An 11746-nucleotide genomic window follows, 5' to 3' on the forward strand; every position below is an offset into this window, starting at 1 on the left:
GCCCGGAACGGGCCGCTGCCGCCGCCAGCGCAGCGGCCGAACAGGCCCCCACCGCTGCGGCGCCCTCGCCGGCGCGCCCCGCTCCCGCCCCACCACAGGAGGGGCGGCCCCAGGTCCGGGCGCCCCGGGGAGCCCCCGACACCGGCGGTGGCAGCACCGCGAACGGCGCCGACATCGCGCTGCTCGCGCTCGGCGGCCTCGGGCTGGCCGGGGCCGTCGGCACCGGCGGCATGGCCCTCGCCCGCCGCAGGCGGGACGCGACCCAGGCGTGAGCGTCGAGCACGGCGAGCCCGCCCCGGCCCGGGCCACCGGGCGGGGCGGCCCGCGCCGCCTCCCCGTGCTGGTGGTGCTCACCGTGCTGCTGGCTCTCGCCGGGGCCGGCGCGCTCGTGCTGGCCGGAACCGGAGCCTCCGGTCCCACCCGGGCGGAGCCGGTCCCGGCCGCCGCGTCGCTTGCCCCGGCGGGAGCGGGCGTGGTGGTGGCCCCGGCGGATCCGGTGCGCCTCGACATTTCCGCGATCGACGTGCACACGCCGCTGCTGACGCTGGGCCTCAACCCGGACGGCACCGTCGAGGTGCCGTCGCTGGACACGATGCCGGAGGCGAACCAGGCCGGCTGGTACGACGGCTCGCCCACACCCGGAGCGCTCGGACCGTCGGTGATCCTCGGGCACGTCGACTCCGCGCGCTTCGGCCCCTCCGTCTTCTACGACCTCGCGGCGCTCGTGCCCGGCGATCGCGTCGAGGTGACGCGAACCGACGGCAGCACCGTGACGTTCCAGGTCGACTCCGTCGCCCGCTACCCGAAGGACGCCTTCCCCACCGACGCCGTCTACGGCGACATCGACCACGCGGGGCTGCGCCTGATCACCTGCGGCGGCGAGTTCGACCGGGCGGCGCGCAGCTACAAGGACAACATCGTCGTCTACGCTTCCGCGGTATCCGCTGGGCGAGGCGAGTGAGGACCGTCGACGATCCGACGGCAGCGCCGTCGTTCGAGTCGTTCGTGCTCACCCACGGTCCCGAGCTCGTGGCGTTCGCACGCCGGCTGACCATGGACCACCACCGGGCCGAGGACATCGTGCAGGACGTCCTCGCCCGGATCGGCCTCGCGTGGTCCCGGGTGTCCCGCGTCGACGACGTCCGGGCCTACGTCTTCAAGGCCGTGCTCAACGACTTCCTGTCGTGGCGACGGCGGCTGTCGTCGTCCGAGCGCCCGACAGCCGAGCTTCCCGACCTGGGCCCCGGCGCCGCACCGGGCATCGAGGACGTCGTCGTGCGACGCGACGAGATGCAGGAGGCACTGGCGCTGCTGCCACCGGTCCAGCGGGCCGTCCTGGTGCTGCGCTACTACCACGACCAGCCGGACGCACGGATCGCGGCGCTCCTGGGGTGCCGCGAGACCACCGTGCGCTCGCACGCCCGCCGGGCGCTGACCACGTTGCGCAGTTTCCGGGCCGACCGCACGAGCGAAGGGAGCAGGCGATGACCGACGCGGAGGAAGCACTCCGAGCCGGCCTCCGTGACCCGGCCCTGGACGAGGGCATCTCGGCCGCCGGGCTGCTCGCCGGCGTCCGGGCCCGTCAGGAGCGGCTGCACCGTCGCCGTCAGCACGCGAAGACCCTCGCCGCGGCGGTGGCCGCCGTGCTGGTCGTCGGTGGCACGGCCGTGGTGACCACGACCGCCCGGGAACCGCGGGTGACCCCCGCCCGGCCGCCCGCCGTCGCGCCCGCGGCACCGACCCTGCTCACACCGGATGCCCCGGCGCCTGCCACTCCCCCCGGTCCGGCACCGCCGAACGCGGTGCGGCCGAGACCTGCCGCGCCGACGACCGCGACCACTCCGCTCCCCACCGTCGAGCCGTCACCCGCGGCGCAGCGGTCCCGCCCCGCGCCCGTCACCCGCGTCGCGCCGGCCGAGCCGCCCCGTGCGGAACAGCGCCCCACGCCGACGAGGAGTCCGGGAACCGCGAGCAGGCGCAGCGCCGCGTCCGAGGAACAGCCCGGCTGATCCGGCGTTGACAGGCAACCTTTTAGTTGCCTATTCTCGTTCACGTGCAGGACGACGACACCGTCTTCCACGCCCTGGCCGATGCGAGCCGGCGTGAGCTGCTCGACCGGCTCTACGCCCGTGACGGCCAGACGCTGCGGGAGCTGACTGCAGGACTCGACATGTCGCGGCAGGCGGTCAGCAAGCACCTGGGCGTGTTGGAGGCGGCGGACCTCGTCGTGACGCGCCGCTCGGGCCGGGAGAAGTTGCACTTCCTCAATCCGGTGCCGATCCGGCTGATCCACGACCGGTGGATCGACAAGTACACCGAGCACCGCATCGCGGCGCTCATGGACCTGAAGTCCGAGCTCGAGGAGAAGCGGCCATGACCAGCACCACCGTCCCCACCACCACCGTCCAGGTGTACCGCGTGCACATCCGGGCGACGCCGGAGGCGATCTGGGAGGCGATCATCAGCCCGGAGTGGACCAAGCGGTACGGCTACAACACCCCTTCCGAATACGAGCTGCGGGCGGGCGGTGCGTACCGGTCACTACCCAGCGAGGAGATGGTCGCGCACGGCATGCCCGCCGACTCCGCGGTGGTCGACGGGGAGGTGATCGAGGTCGACCCTCCGCGCCGGTTGGTCCAGACCTGGCGCATGCTCTTCACCCCTGAGCTGGTGGCGGAGGGCTTCACGCGGCTCACCTACGAGATCGAGCCCGAGATGGGCGGGGTCACCGCGCTGACGATCACGCACGACGTCACCGGCGCACCGATCACCGCCGAGTCGATCAGCGCCCCGGCCTCGGGCGCCGGTGGGGGCTGGAGCGTCATCCTCAGCGACCTCAAGACCCTGCTGGAGACCGGCGAGCCCCTCTACCGCTGACCGGAACGGGCAACTCACCCACGGAAACCGGGCGACTCGCGCGGGGAAAACGGGCGACTCGCGGAACCCCCCGCGAGTCGCCCGTTTCCAGTCCGCGAGTCGCCCGTTTCGGGCCCGCGAGTCGCCCGTTCCGGGTGGCTCAGCCGAGCAGGTGGTCGCGCAGCAGCGACTCGGCCGCGGTGGTGCGGCCCCGGGCGGCGAGGAGTCCGGCCGGCACGACGGCGAAGTCGGCGTCCACCACCACGGGCGCGTCGCGCAGGGCGGGCGCGAGCACCGGGTCGCTGCGCAGCGTCGCCACCACAGCGGCGAGTCCGCCCGAGCGGTCGCGCTGACGGAAGACGCCGCCGGAGAGCACGACCAGCTCCACCTCGCGTCCCACGTCGCCGTACACGCGCAGGTGGCGGCGCACGGCGATCACCGAGGCGAGTGCCGCGATCCGGCGGTCCTCTGCGGCGCTGCCCGCATCGCGCGGGACGAGCCCGATCTCGCTCGCCATCCGGGCCACCGTCGGGCCCAGCAGGTCGGCCTCGACCGGGTCGACCACGCCCTCGGCCTGGCCCTCGACGAGCACCCCGCCCGCAGCGGCGCGGACCCCGAGATCACCCTCCACCGTGCGACGGACGGAGGCCTGGTCGGCGGAGTGCACATCGGTGGTGGCGCAGCCGACGTCGACGAGGAGCACGCGGGCGTCGCAGATCCGGGCGAGCGCCGTGGCCGCGTGGCCGACGGCGTCCGGGGTGGCCACGCGCACCAGTCTGCGGAACCGGGGCGCGACGGCCGGCCCCCGGCCGCCGAGCGCGTGCCGCTGGTACAGCTCGCTCAGCGCCGCCCGCGCCGGTCCCGGCGTCAGTTCGCCGCGGCGTGGGAGCACGTTGGCGCACGCCATGACGGTGCGTCCGGTGGCTCTCAGCAGGGCGAGCGCGTCGTCCTGGGCCGCGGCGTTCCCGGCGAGCACGATCGGGGTGCGGATGCGGGCGCGCGCCAGCCGCCCCGCGTTGTGCAGCAGGTCGGCCGGATCGTCCCCGTCGGCGCCACCGAGCAGCAGCACGACGCCGGGCCGGGAGCTGCGCAGCAGCCGGACGTCGGACGGTTCCAGCGGACCCGCGTGCACGTGCACGACATGGGCGCCTGCCGAGCAGGCGACGCGGTGGCCCGCCTCCGTGGCGACCAGCCGTTCGCTGCCGACGACCGCGAGCCGAAGCCCGCCTCCCGCCGACGAGCAGGCGAGCAGTTCGGGCTCGGCTCCGAGGCCCGACGGGCCGGCGGCCGACACGGCGCGGACGGCCGCATCCATGCCGGTGAGCACGTCGCCCGCCGTGGTCGGATGCTCGGCGAAGCCCGCCAGCGCCCCGTCGGAGCGCACCAGCACTGCCTTCGTCCAGGTGGAACCCACGTCGAGGCAGACCGAAGCGGCCTGGTTCGGGGGCGTCACGGCAACCGAGCCTAACGGCAGTGCGACCGGTTGGCGTGAATTGGCGTGATGGTCAACCGCGGGAGCCGACGGTAGCTTTCCGGCATGAACCAGACGCAGAGCGAGCTGGAGGCCCGATGCTCGGACTGATGCAGCACCGTCCCCTCGCCCTGCCGCACGTCTTCCACCGGGCGGAGCAGTACTTCGGGCACAAGACGATCGTCAGCGTCGAGGCCGCGGGCGAGACCTCCATGACCGTCGCCGAATGGGCCGAGCGGGTGCGGCGGCTCGCCACCGTCCTCGACACGCTCGACGTGGGCGCCGACAGCCGGGTCGGCACGTTCTGCTGGAACACCCGCCGGCATCTGGAGCTCTATCTGGCGGCTCCGTGCACCGGGCGCGTGCTGCACACGCTGAACATCCGGCTCTTCCCCGAGCAGCTCGTGTACATCGTGAACCACGCGGAGGACGAGGTCGTGTTCGTCGACCGGTCCCTGCTGCCGGTGCTCTGGCCGCTGGTCGACAAGCTCGAGACGGTGCGCCACTTCGTGGTGATCGACGACGGTTCGGACGCGGAGGTGCCGGAGGACCCACGCGTGCACGACTACGAGGCGCTGCTGGCCGCGGCCACCCCGTTCGCCGGCACCTTCGTGATCGAGGACGAGAGCTCCGCCGCCGCGATGTGCTACACGTCCGGCACCACCGGCAACCCCAAGGGCGTGGTCTACAGCCACCGGTCCGCAGTGCTGCACTCGCTGATCTCGCTGATGGCCGACGGTGTGGGCCTGGTCGAGCGCGATGTCGTGCTGCCCGTCGTCCCGATGTTCCACGCCAACGCGTGGGGCCTTCCGTACGGCTGCCTGCTCGCCGGTTCGAACGTGGTGCTGCCGGGCCCCAACATGACGCCGCAGGCGATCGCGGCGCTTCTCGAGAAGCACCGGGTGAGCGTCACCGGCGGCGTCCCCACCATCTGGATGGGCATGCTGCCGCTCCTGCCCGACCACGACCTGTCGGCGCTGCGGGCGATCCTCTGCGGCGGGTCGGCCGTGCCGAAGGCGTTGTCGGAGGGGTACCGGGAGGCCATCGGTGTGCCGCTCCTGCACGCCTGGGGCATGACCGAGACGAGCCCGATCGCCACGGTGGCCGTCACCCGCAGCCAGCATGACGGGCTCAGCGAGGCCGAGCGGGCCGACGTCCGGGCCCGGCAGGGGCCTGCCGTGCCGCTGGTCGACCTGCGCCTCGTCGACCCGTCCACCGGCGAGACCCAGCCGTGGGACGACACCGCCACCGGCGAGATTCAGGCGGCCGGGCCGTGGATCGCGTCCGAGTACTACCGGGGCGAGGGTGAGGGCGTGCAGTTCACCGAGGACGGGTGGCTGCGCACGGGTGACGTCGCCACGATCGACCGTTACGGCTACGTCCGGCTCGTCGACCGGACCAAGGACCTGATCAAGTCCGGTGGCGAGTGGATCGGCTCCGTCGAGCTCGAGAACGAGATCATGTCCCACCCCAAGGTCGCCGAGGCCGCCGTGATCGCGATCCCGCATCCCAAGTGGGTGGAACGGCCCATGGCGTGCGTCGTGGTGAAGCCCGGCGAGACGCTGACCGCGGAGGAGGTGATCGCCCACCTGGAGCCCCGGGTCGCGAAGTGGTGGATCCCCGACGCGGTCGAGTTCATCGACGAGGTGCCCAAGACCAGCGTCGGCAAGTTCTCCAAGAAGACGCTGCGGGAGAAGTTCGGCGGCTACCAGACGGGCGTGCCGAGCTCCGCGGGCCCGGCCTGACCGGCCACGACACCTACACCGCCAGCCTGGTCTGAAACCGCGATGAAACCGGCGTGAGTCCGGTGGCCCGCACGCTCACCGAGCCACCGAGCACCACGAGACCAGACAGACGGAGCGTCACGATGACCACCACGCCTTCCACGGGGCCGAACATCCTGGATCCCGCGCTCATCGCCGACCCGCGCGGCGGGTTCGACCTGGTGCGGGAGGAGGCGCCGGTGGTGCTCGGGCGCAGCGCCGACGGCACCCCCGCCTGGTACGTCACCCGCTACGACGACGTGCGCGCCGTGCTCGGTGACCCCCGGTTCGTCAACAGTCCGGTCTCGACCGCTGGGACCGACGCCGTGGCCAACCGGGACCAGATGTTCGAGATGCTCGGGATCTCCCGCGAGTTCGTCCCCTACATGACCTCGTCGATCCTGGACGTCGACGGCATCGACCACGTCAGGCTGCGGAAGCTGGTGTCCCGCGCGTTCACGGTGCGGCGCATCAACGCGCTCCGCCCGCGGGTCGAGGAGATCGCCGCTGCGCTGCTCGACGGCCTCGACGGGTCGGTCGACCTGATCTCGGAGTTCGCCTACCCGCTGCCGATCACGGTGATCTGCGAGCTGGTCGGGATCCCGGAGGCCGACCGGCCCCTGTGGCGCGAGATGGGCGCGGCCAGCAACTCGATCGCACCGGGCGCGATGGGAACGGCCGTGCGGCAGATGGTCACCTACACCCACGACCTGATCGACCAGCGTCGCGCCCAGCCGGCCGACGACCTGCTCACCGACCTGATCAGGGCGCAGGACGAGGACGGCGACCAGCTCTCCGACGTCGAGATGGTGACGATGGTCCTGGCCCTGGTGACCGCCGGACACGAGACCACGGCCAACCTGATCGGCAACGGCGCGCTCGCCCTCCTGACCCACCCCGACCAGCTCGAGACGCTCCGCCGCGAGCCCGAGCTGTGGCCGACGGCGGTGAACGAGCTGATGCGCTGGTGCGGGCCGGTGCAGATCGCCCAGCTGCGCTACGCCTCCGCGGACGTCGAGGTCGGCGGCCAGGTTATCGCGGCGGGCGAGGCCGTGCAGGCGGTGCTGGTGTCGGCGAACCAGGATCCCCGCGCCTACGACGAGCCCGAGCGGCTCGACGTGACCCGCCGGCCCGCGGGCCGAGGGGACGGGCACGTCGGTTTCGGCCACGGCATCCACTACTGCCTGGGTGCTGCTCTCGCCAAGCAGGAGGGCGAGGTGGCGCTGCGCAGCCTGTTCGACCGCTTCCCCGCCATGGCACTGGAAGCGGCCGAGCAGACCTGGGCCGCCGTCCCGGGCATGCGCCAGTTGGCCTCGCTGCCGGTGAAGCTCCGCTGAGCGCCCGGGGACTCGTGGTGCCGATCGCCGAGGTCGCCGGCCGGGTGCTCGCCGCCCCACCGTCGTGCGGGACGACCCGGCTGGTGTGCGTCGACGGGCCGTCCGGCTCGGGCAAGACCTCGCTGGCCACCCGGCTGGCCGCGGCGCTGGGCCACCCTCCCCTGGTGCACATGGACGACCTCTACCCGGGCTGGGACGGCCTCGCCGACGCCGTGCCGCTGCTGCACGACCGGGTCGTCGCCCCGCTCGCTGCCCGGGCGCCGGCGCGGTACCGCCGCTACGACTGGGAGCTCGGGGCCTACGCCGAGGAACACGACCTGGGGGTGCCGCCCCTGCTGGTCGTCGAGGGCGTGGCGTCGGGAGCCCGGCCGGTCCGGGACTTCACGACGCTGCTGGTGTGGGTGGAGGCACCGCGGACCGAACGCTTCCGCCGCGGCATCGAGCGTGACGGCGAGAGCTACCGGCCGCACTGGGAGCGCTGGGCCCGGCAGGAGGCGGCGCACTTCGCCGAGGACGGCACCCGGGCCCACGCCGACCTGCGGGTGGACGGCGCCCCGTCGGTCCCCCACGACGTGGAGACCGAGCTCGTCCTGCTCTCCTGACACCCGCCGTCCGTCCGGCGCTGTAAGACTGGGGCCGATGAGCTTGCCGTTCCCCGCACCGACGGATCATCGAGCGACGCATGCGGACACGCTGCTCAGCTACCTCGACTACTTCCGCTCCGTCATCGTGGACAAAGTTCACGGGCTGCCCGATGAGGAGCTTCGTGCCAGCCGTCTCGTCTCAGGCTGGACACCTCTGGGCTTGATCAAGCACCTCACCTACGTCGAACTTCGCTGGATGGTGTGGGGCTTCGCCGGCGAGCGGGTCGAGCATCCCTGGGCCGACTCCCGCAACGGTCAATGGTTCGTCTCCGAGGACGAGCGCCCGGTCGATCTCATCGATGACCTGCACCGTCAGGCGGCCCGCACCCGCACGATCGTTCGCGACCACCGGCTGACCGACCGCGGGCAACCCGGTCCACGCTGGCCGGACACCGAGCCGGCAACCCTCGAACGCGTCTTGCTGCACCTGATACAGGAGTACGCGCGCCACGCCGGCCACCTCGACGTCGTCCGAGAACTGATCGACGGACGAATCGGTGAGTAGGTACGGACCCTACGGCTCCAGCGACAGCTCGTAGAGGCTCACCATCACGCGCCGCCCCTTTCCCCACTGCAGAGCAGTCGCCGGGACCTCGACGTCGCCGCAGAACAGGAAGCCCGCGTTCTCGTAGTAGGCGCGCAGGGAGGCGTTGGTGGCGGAGCAGTCCAGGCGCAGCCGGTCGCGGCCCCGTTCCCGCGTGGCGCTCGCCGCCCAGCCCAGCAGCTCGGTACCCAGCCCGGCCACCTGCCGGCGCACGGCGAAGCGGTGCAGGTAGCCGGCGCGCCCGTCGTCGGGCCACAGCGGGTCGGACCACTGCAGGGTGACGGTGGCGACGGCGGCACCGGCGCGCTCGGCGAGCCACACCTCGCCCGACCCGAGCGCCGGCTCGATCCACTCGGTGCGGAAGGCAGCGGGCCACTGCTCCACGCCGCGAGCGGCGAGCCAGCGGGCGGCGTCGTCGAGGACGGCGAGCACGGCGGGTCCCTCGTCCGGCTCAGCCCGCCGGATCCGCATCGGTTCCATCGAGTCGATCTTGCCTGTGGCTACGAGAGGGCCGCCAGGAGTTTCGCGATGTGGGCCCCGCCCGCCGCGAGCGCCGGCTGCGGGTCACCCCCGGTGCCGACGTGGGTGAGCACCACGCGAGCGCCGTGGCCGGTGCCCTCGGTCAGCTCCCAGCGCAGCCGGCCACCGGGTTCGGCGTCGTGTTCGAGTACATCGCCGTCCCGGAGGGCGCCGGGTGGCGCCTGCGCCGACAGGACGGCCCACACCTCGTCGGCAGGCCGGGTGAGCTGGCGCTCGTAGCGGACGCGCCATCCGTCGGCGGTGGTCTCGGCCGATCCGGCGTCGAGCCCGAACTGGACGACGAACTGCTCGTGCAACGCCACGTGGTCCACACCGGGGTCGGTGCCGGGGCGCCCCTCGAGGGCGAGGTCCAGCGCCGCGATGCAGACGTGCCAGCCCGAGGCGAAGCTCGCGGCGCCGGGACGGTCGGTGAACGTGACCACGAGGACGAGCCGCGTGCCCGCGCCGTCCGGGTGGAGCTCCCACCGCAGGTGCTGGTCGTCCCAGGTGTAGGCGAACAACCGCGGCGGGTCGAGGTCGGTGACCGTGCCGTCGGCGCCGAACCCGAACTCCACCACGCCCCCGACACGCAGGTCCGGCGTCATCGCGGCCGGGAACCAGTCGGCGAGCCGCTCGGGTTCGGTGACCGCCCGCCAGACCTTCGCCGGCGCGTGCCGCAACCGGCGCTCCATGGTCAGCACCGACCGGCCGTCGACGGTCTCCAGCTTCTCGCGCTGTGCTGATGGTTCGCTCGCACGCTCGCTCATGGTTCCTCCCGTGGCTCGGCATCCAGGTGGCGTTCGAGGGCGTCGAGCCGGTCGGCCCACATCCAGCGGTACGGGGCCAGCCACGCGTCCACCTCGGCGAGCGGGGCGGGATCGAGCTCGTACCACCGGCGCTGGGCATCGACCCGCACCGTCACGAGGCCGGCGTCGCGCAGCACCCGCAGGTGCTTCGACGTGCCGGGCTGGCTCAGGCCGAGCTCCGCGGTGAGCTCCCCGACCAGGCGCGGGCGTTCCCGGAGCAGGTCGAGGATGCGTCTGCGGGTGGGCTCGGCGAGCACCTCGAACATCACGACGCGAACATACCTATTGGGCTATATAACTGCAAGAGCATTTTCACTGGTAGGCGTCGGGCCGACGCTCCTTCAGATGGGCGAGCACCCGGCGTGCCGCCGATACCGACCCCTCGACGTCCACCTCGGCCACCGCGATGCCCGCCTTCGACCACGTACGCGCCAGGATCTCGCCGTCCGGACCGACCACCTTGGCCTGGCCGAGGAACCGCATCCGGCCGGCACCGCCGGTGAGGTTCGACGACACCAGCACCACCTGGTTCTCCGCCGCCCGCGACCGGTCGTAGAGATCGAACAGCTTCGCCTGCCTGTCGTCGGCCATGCGGGACGCGCGGTTCGTGATGCTCGTCGGCCACGCCGACAGGCACGCCAGGATCTGCGCCCCGTCGAGCGCGAGAGTGCGGGCGGACTCGGGGAAGGTCTTGTCGTAGTCGACGAGCATGCCGAGCCGCCCGACCGGGGTGTCCACCGCGCGGAACTCCGAGCCCGCGGCGTAGACCCGGGACTCACCGGGCGGCTGGTGCACCTTCCGGTGCAGGCCCAGCACGCCGTCGCCGCAGACACACGCCGCGGTGTTGTACCGCAGGCCGGCGTCGGCCTCGCAGAACCCGACGCAGACCACCATCTCCCTGGCCAGCTCCGCGACCGCCGCAACCTCGGGGCCGGCCGGGTCGAGTGCCGGCGGCAGGGCGGTGGGGTCGGGATCGGTGATGTCGTCGAGATATCCGCCGAGTGCGGCATCGGGCAGGACGAGGAGCTGAACGCCGTCACGGCGCGCGTGATCCACGATCGTCGCGACGCGGGACAGGTCGAACGCCAGGTCCCTCCCGAACCCGGCCGCAACGGCGCCGATCCGGATCGTTCCCACGGCCTCGGGCTTCAGGCGGCCGCGGGGCTCGGAGCCGCCGCAGCGTAGGTGTCGGGTCGCAGGTCGCGCAGGAAGCCCATGACGCGGCGGGCCGACTCCACCACCGCCGCGACGTCGAGTTCGGCCACCGCGGTGCCGGCGGCGAAACCGGTGGTGGCGAGCACCTCGCCACCCGGGTCGACGACCTTGGCACTGGCCGCGAACCGCAGCGAGCCGAACGTCCCCATCTGGTTGGACGCGAGCCAGACGATCTGGTTCTCCAACGCCCTGGCCCGGTCGAAGAGGTCGAAGCGGCGCATCCACCGGTCCTGGGCCGGGTCGGGATGGGCGTTGGTGGCGCTCAGCGGCCAGGCCGAGACCGAGACGACGATCTCGGCGCCGTCGAGCGCGAGGGCCCTGGCCGCCTCGGGAAAGGCCTTGTCGTAGCAGATCTGCATGCCCAGCCTGCCCACCGGCGAGTCGAACGCCGCGAAGCCGTCGCCCGCGCGGTAGCTCAGGTCCTCGCGCAGCGGTTGGTGCACCTTGCGGTAGTTCGCGAGCACGCCGTCGCCGGTGACGCACACGGCGCTGTTGTAGCGGGCACCCGCGTCGTCCCGCTCGCAGTAGCCGGCCACCACCACCATCTCGCCGGCCAGCGCGGCCAGGCGGCGGATCTCGGGACCGTCGGGA

Annotated in this window: 15 protein-coding genes and 1 pseudogene; 10 read left to right on the forward strand and 6 right to left on the reverse strand. The window is 72.9% G+C overall.

Features of this window, described 5'->3' with window-relative positions; genetic code table 11:
- From HF577_RS33965 to HF577_RS33990, 6 genes and pseudogenes are all read left to right on the forward strand, one after another.
- Positions 1–272: pseudogene (locus HF577_RS33965) on the forward strand (hypothetical protein); the annotation flags it as partial.
- Positions 269–961 (forward strand): class F sortase, encoded by a 693-nt coding sequence (locus HF577_RS33970; protein WP_312859559.1) that lies wholly within the window; start codon positions 269–271, stop codon positions 959–961. The pseudogene HF577_RS33965 and the gene HF577_RS33970, both read left to right, overlap by 4 nt.
- Complete coding sequence (locus HF577_RS33975) at positions 958–1488, forward strand: SigE family RNA polymerase sigma factor (RefSeq protein ID WP_169400100.1); 531 nt, start codon at positions 958–960, stop codon at positions 1486–1488. Before HF577_RS33970 ends, HF577_RS33975 begins: the two co-directional genes overlap by 4 nt.
- The gene (locus HF577_RS33980) at positions 1485–2009 is read left to right on the forward strand and encodes a hypothetical protein (protein WP_169400101.1); all 525 of its coding nucleotides are present in this window, start codon (positions 1485–1487) and stop codon (positions 2007–2009) included. The genes HF577_RS33975 and HF577_RS33980 overlap by 4 nt, the downstream gene beginning before the upstream one ends.
- 44 nt (positions 2010–2053) lie before the next feature.
- Positions 2054–2377: an ArsR/SmtB family transcription factor gene (locus HF577_RS33985; RefSeq protein ID WP_169400102.1), complete on the forward strand. Its 324-nt coding sequence runs from the start codon at positions 2054–2056 to the stop codon at positions 2375–2377.
- A complete protein-coding gene (locus HF577_RS33990; RefSeq protein ID WP_169400103.1) occupies positions 2374–2877 on the forward strand; it encodes an SRPBCC domain-containing protein in 504 nt (167 codons plus the stop codon). Before HF577_RS33985 ends, HF577_RS33990 begins: the two co-directional genes overlap by 4 nt.
- Before the next feature lie 139 nt (positions 2878–3016).
- Here HF577_RS33990 and HF577_RS33995 read toward each other — a convergent pair whose 3' ends face one another.
- Positions 3017–4309, reverse strand: a complete 1293-nt coding sequence (locus HF577_RS33995) for a glutamate mutase L (RefSeq protein ID WP_169400104.1) — start codon at positions 4307–4309, stop codon at positions 3017–3019.
- A gap of 116 nt (positions 4310–4425) precedes the next feature.
- Between HF577_RS33995 and HF577_RS34000 the strand changes: the two genes are divergently transcribed.
- The 4 genes from HF577_RS34000 (at position 4426) to HF577_RS34015 (ending at position 8576) form a co-directional block, all read left to right on the forward strand.
- Complete coding sequence (locus HF577_RS34000; protein WP_169400105.1) at positions 4426–6072, forward strand: long-chain fatty acid--CoA ligase; 1647 nt, start codon at positions 4426–4428, stop codon at positions 6070–6072.
- Between the two features lie 122 nt (positions 6073–6194).
- Positions 6195–7427 (forward strand): cytochrome P450 family protein, encoded by a 1233-nt coding sequence (locus HF577_RS34005; protein WP_169400106.1) that lies wholly within the window; start codon positions 6195–6197, stop codon positions 7425–7427.
- Positions 7428–7444: 17 nt separating this feature from the next.
- Positions 7445–8029, forward strand: a complete 585-nt coding sequence (locus HF577_RS34010; protein WP_211175263.1) for a nucleoside/nucleotide kinase family protein — start codon at positions 7445–7447, stop codon at positions 8027–8029.
- A gap of 37 nt (positions 8030–8066) precedes the next feature.
- Positions 8067–8576, forward strand: a complete 510-nt coding sequence (locus tag HF577_RS34015; protein WP_169400107.1) for a DinB family protein — start codon at positions 8067–8069, stop codon at positions 8574–8576.
- 9 nt (positions 8577–8585) lie between these two features.
- On the opposite strand, the gene HF577_RS34020 is transcribed toward HF577_RS34015, so the two are convergent.
- The 5 genes from HF577_RS34020 to HF577_RS34040 form a co-directional block, all read right to left on the reverse strand.
- Positions 8586–9095: a GNAT family N-acetyltransferase gene (locus HF577_RS34020; RefSeq protein ID WP_169400108.1), complete on the reverse strand. Its 510-nt coding sequence runs from the start codon at positions 9093–9095 to the stop codon at positions 8586–8588.
- Between the two features lie 20 nt (positions 9096–9115).
- Complete coding sequence (locus tag HF577_RS34025; protein WP_169400109.1) at positions 9116–9901, reverse strand: SRPBCC family protein; 786 nt, start codon at positions 9899–9901, stop codon at positions 9116–9118.
- A complete protein-coding gene (locus tag HF577_RS34030) occupies positions 9898–10206 on the reverse strand; it encodes an ArsR/SmtB family transcription factor (RefSeq protein ID WP_169400114.1) in 309 nt (102 codons plus the stop codon). The genes HF577_RS34025 and HF577_RS34030 overlap by 4 nt, the downstream gene beginning before the upstream one ends.
- A 46-nt stretch (positions 10207–10252) precedes the next feature.
- Positions 10253–11077 (reverse strand): carbon-nitrogen hydrolase family protein, encoded by an 825-nt coding sequence (locus HF577_RS34035; RefSeq protein ID WP_169400110.1) that lies wholly within the window; start codon positions 11075–11077, stop codon positions 10253–10255.
- Positions 11078–11088: 11 nt separating this feature from the next.
- Positions 11089–11746 (reverse strand): carbon-nitrogen hydrolase family protein (locus HF577_RS34040; RefSeq protein WP_169400111.1); only part of this gene is annotated, 658 nt, incomplete at its 5' end.

The sequence above is a fragment of the Pseudonocardia xinjiangensis genome (assembly GCF_012911925.1).
GTDB lineage: Bacteria > Actinomycetota > Actinomycetes > Mycobacteriales > Pseudonocardiaceae > Pseudonocardia > Pseudonocardia xinjiangensis.